This window comes from Candidatus Protofrankia californiensis (assembly GCF_900634765.1).
GTDB lineage: Bacteria > Actinomycetota > Actinomycetes > Frankiales > Frankiaceae > Protofrankia > Protofrankia californiensis.
The window spans coordinates 28214-32703 of sequence record NZ_CAAAFT010000251.1 but is presented as its reverse complement, the minus strand read 5'-3'; the positions used below and the strand labels follow the sequence as shown (position 1 = coordinate 32703).

Genomic DNA, 4490 nt, shown 5'->3' with positions numbered 1-4490 from the left:
CACGCCGCGACCAGGCCGATCAGACCGCCTTCACCGAGGATCGGCACCAGCAGCGCCGAGGTGATAGGAGGCCGGCGAACGACCTCGTGCGGGAACGGTCGCGACGTCGACACGTCCGCGAAGAAGACCGGCGCCCGGGTACGGAGCGCGGTACCGATACCGGTTTCGTCACTTTCAGTGAACCTTACCTCTGGGGAGATCGTGGCTTCCTCGTCCGATCTCGTGGCGGACGCGGCCACGTGGAACACCGTCGATCCGGGGATGTCCGCAAGCAGCAGGCTGACCGCGTCCGCGTCGAGCAGGCCTCGGGACGCCTCGGCGACCATCGACACCGCCGAGTTCAGATGATCGGGATACCAGAGCTGGTCAAGCGCACCCAGTGTGGCAGTGACCTGGTCGAACATGCGTACGGCCCGCCGGGCCTCCAGCAGCTGCGTGGCCTGCCGTCCCAACGCGGCGAGCGACTCCTTCTGGCCGGGAGTGAGGGCGCGCGCAACGCGGTCCAGCACTGCGACATGGCCGATCAGCTTGCGGTCCGGGGTAAGGATCGGCGCCGCCGCGTAGAACCGGAACGGACGGCTGGGACCGAGCGCGGCCAACCGCACGAACCGGGGGTCGCCGGTGATGTCGGGAATCTCCCGCACAGCGGGCTCGGCCGGCACATACCGGCCGAGGGAGTCCTCCCGGGGAAGTTCGGTGATGGTCGATCCGTAGCATGCCTTGAACCACTGCCGGTCGGCATCCAGGAAGGCGACGAAGGCCACGGGAGTGCCGCACAGGCGGGCAGCCAGCGTCGCGATCTCGTCGAAGGCGTCCTCCCGGCTGGAATCGAGGATCTCGTAGTCGCGCAGGGCCCTGAGCCTGGCCGGTTCGTCCGTCGGTGTCAGGGCGACTGGTCCGGGCGTGACCGGCCCCGGCTCGAGCCCGCCGTCGGGCTCCAACTCGCTGTCGGGCTCCAACTCGCATGCAGGCTCCAGCTCGCCGTCGGACTGCAGCCCCGTGGCTTTCGCAGCGGCCGGGAGCACACCGCAGGTCCCGGCGCCCAGCACGGCCAGCAGCTCCGCCGAGGGAGGCAGCGGAGACGAGATCGCCTCACCCTGCAGGAGATCGCAGCCCAGTTCCATCAGCATCCGCACAGCCCTGGTGTCCTCGACGCCCTCCCCGACGACACGCAGTCCCAGCCGGTGTCCGAGCTCCAGGACCGAACGCACGATCGCGATGTCGGGCAGGCTGCCGTGGGCGTCGGAGACGAACCCCTTGTCGATCTTCACTTCGTCGAACGGCAGCGTCTTGAGGATCTCCATCGAGCTGTAACCGGTGCCGAAGTCGTCCAGCGACAACTTGACCCCACGGGTACGCAGTTCCCTGAGCATGGCCGCGGCCCGGGCCGGCTGCGTGACCAGAGCACTCTCAGTGATCTCAAGGGTCAGGACGTCGGCGGGTAGGCCATGCCGGCACAGCGTCTCCGACACCAGCTCGGGCAGACCGTCACGGACAAGCATGCGCGCGGAGAGGTTCACCGACACCGGTATGTGGTGTCCGGCGGATGCCCAGTCCGCGCACTGGCGCAGGGCCTCGTTCAGCACCCACTCGGTGAGGTCGATGATCAGAGTCGACCGTTCCGCCATGGGCAGGAACGCTCCGGGCGCCAGCAGCCCCCGGGTCGGGTGCACCCAGCGCAGCAGCGCCTCCACCCCGGCGATCCGGCCGGTCCGGCAGGACCGCAGCGGCTGGTAGTGCAGCACCAGCTCGCCGCCGGCGATCGCGGTGCGCAGCTGCGCGTGCAGGGCAAATTCCCACGGTCGCACCCCGCCCATGCCCGCGTCCCAGACGCCGACCCGTTCGCTTTCGCGACCGGCCGCGTGCAGTGCCGCGTCCGCGGCCGGCAGGAGCTCGCCGAGGCTCGTGCCGTGCAGCGGGGCGACCGCGACGCCCGCGCTGGCCTCCACCTCCACGTCGACCCCGTCGATGCGGAACGGACCACGGAGTTGCCTGATCACTGTGCGACCGATCGCACGCAGGTGCTCGTGGGTGGCCGCGGGTTCATCTGGCAGATCAACCCCGCACATGACGACGGCGAACTCGTCGCCGCCGAGACGTCCGGTCAGGGCGGGATCCGTAGCCACGTTACGCAACTGTATTGCTACTACTTGGAGTAAGTGGTCCCCCGCGGGATGACCGAGGGCGTCGTTGACCTCGCGGAACCGGTTGATGTCAAGAAGCACCAAGACGGCGTGCCGGCCGGCCTCGATCGCCGCGGCGATCGCCGGCTGGGCGACGCGGGCGAGACCGGCCCGGTTCGCCAGCCCCGTCAACGGGTCGCGAACGACCAGCAGGTGGCTCCAGCGACCGACCCAGAACACCACCAGGGTAGCGGCGATGATCGTGAAGATGGCCATCACCGCCGCCGGCGCCCCGGCGTACAGGTCGCCTTTGAGCGCGACACCCACCACCGCACCGGCGCTGATGACCAGCGCGTGCAAGAGCGCGACCCGCAGTCGACGGACCATCGCGGCATAAACGGCGATCCAGGCGTACCAGAGCAGGTAGAGGTCGCTGTCCCGACCGGGGTCGCTGCCGCCCAATGCGATCGTGGCAGCCAGCACCGAGGAGAACACCAGGATGCGGTGAACACCCGGCCGGATCCGGGTCAGCAGTACGGCCGCGACCAGATTGGCCGCGCTGATCGCCACCGCCAGCCACGTGGCGACCCGGTCCTGCCCCGGTGACCAGGGCAGCAGGGCGAGCGTCCCGAACGTGAGGGTGCCTGCCACGGAAAGAACGATCAGGAAAAGCCGCCGATCCGTGAAAAGCGAGATGCTCACGGCAATCGGTCCTCCTGCCATCGGGTGGGCAATGCCACGACCGGGCGCGACACTGTCTGGCGTGACACCGCGCCCTTGGACACCGCGCCCTTGTGGCCCTTGTGAGTTCGGTCGCATCGGCTTGATCCAGGGCATTCGAACACGACAGAAGGAAACGATCCCATGGCGTAGCCACCGAAAAACTACTGATAGTAACAAAATTACTCTCCGCCAGGCCGACGAAACCCGTCTACCTGCAGCTGAGAGCAACCCACCCACTCCAAAACAGCTACAAGGAGTGAGAGAAGACCGACTCGACGGTACAAGGATGGGAGCAGACCGGACATTTAGTTGATGTTCATGTCACGACGCGGGAACAATGCCGTTTCCCCACCGTAACCCGGATCCGGCGTTCCACGCCCGGTCCGGTGGCAGGCGTCCCAACGGCTCCCCCGGCCAGGCCCGCGAGCAGAGCAGGCGTCAGGCCGTCCCGGTAGGCGTCCGCCGGCAGAGAGTACGTCTATGACGGACGGTGACAGAGGACGTCAGTGCGCTGCGTCATCCCACGTCCGGCCGGAACCCACGCTGACCTCGAGGGGAACCGACATCTGGTAGGCCGCACCCATCTCGGCCCGCACCAGCGCCTCGACCTCCGCGCGCTCACCCGGGGCGATCTCCAGCACGAGCTCGTCATGAACCTGCAGCAACAGCCGTGACCGCGCCCCGTGCTCCCGCAGCCTCCGGTCGACACCGAGCATCGCAATCTTGATGATGTCCGCCGCGGACCCCTGGATGGGGGCGTTGAGCGCCATCCGCTCGGCCATCTGCCGCCGCTGCGTGTTGTCACTGGTCAGGTCCGGAAGATAGCGACGGCGTCCGAGTATCGTCTCGGTGTAGCCGTCCGAACGGGCCCGGTCGACCACGCCACGCAGGAAGTCGCGCACCCCGCCGAACCGGGCGAAGTACGCCTCCATCTGCGCGCGGGCCTCCTCCGGATGGATACCGAGCTGACCGGCGAGCCCGAACGCCGACAGGCCGTAGGCGAGCCCATAGGACATGGCCTTGATCCGGCGGCGCAGCTCCGGGTCGACCGAGTCCACCGGGATGTCGAACGCCTGGGCCGCCACGAACGTGTGCAGGTCCTCACCCGAGGCGAACGCCTCGATCAGCCCCTCGTCACCGGAGAGGTGCGCCATGATGCGCATCTCGATCTGGGAGTAGTCGGCTGTGAGCAAGGACTCGTAGCCCGCGCCGACGACGAACGCCCGGCGGATCTGACGGCCCTCAGCGGTGCGCACCGGGATGTTCTGCAGGTTGGGGTCGGCTGAGGACAGTCGACCGGTCGCCGCGATCATCTGGTTGAAGGTCGTGTGGATGCGGCCGGCATCGTCGATCATCGGGATGAGCGACTCCACCACCGTGCGCAGTCGGGAAACGTCACGATGACGCAGAAGCACGGCCAGCAGCGGATGGTCGGTCTGGGTGGCGAGCCAGGCCAACGCGTCCGCGTCGGTGGTGTAGCCGGTCTTGATCTTCTTGGTCTTCGGCAGACCCAGCTCGTCGAACAGGATCACCTGCAGCTGCTTGGGCGAACTGAGATTGAACGGCCGTCCGGCGATCTCGTGGGCCTGCCCGGCCACCGCGGTGACCTCCGCGCCGTAGTGCTTCTGGAGTTCGAGCAGGTGG

Annotated in this window: 2 protein-coding genes; both read right to left on the bottom strand. The window is 68.0% G+C overall.

Annotated elements, in window-relative coordinates; genetic code table 11:
• Positions 1-2825, bottom strand: a 2825-nt coding sequence (locus tag DD1DGNOD_RS13560; protein ID WP_241255698.1) for an EAL domain-containing protein, incomplete at its 3' end; no start/stop codon positions are given.
• 524 nt (positions 2826-3349) lie between these two features.
• On the bottom strand, positions 3350-4490 hold a 1141-nt coding region (locus DD1DGNOD_RS13555), incomplete at its 5' end, for a DNA polymerase (protein WP_241255697.1).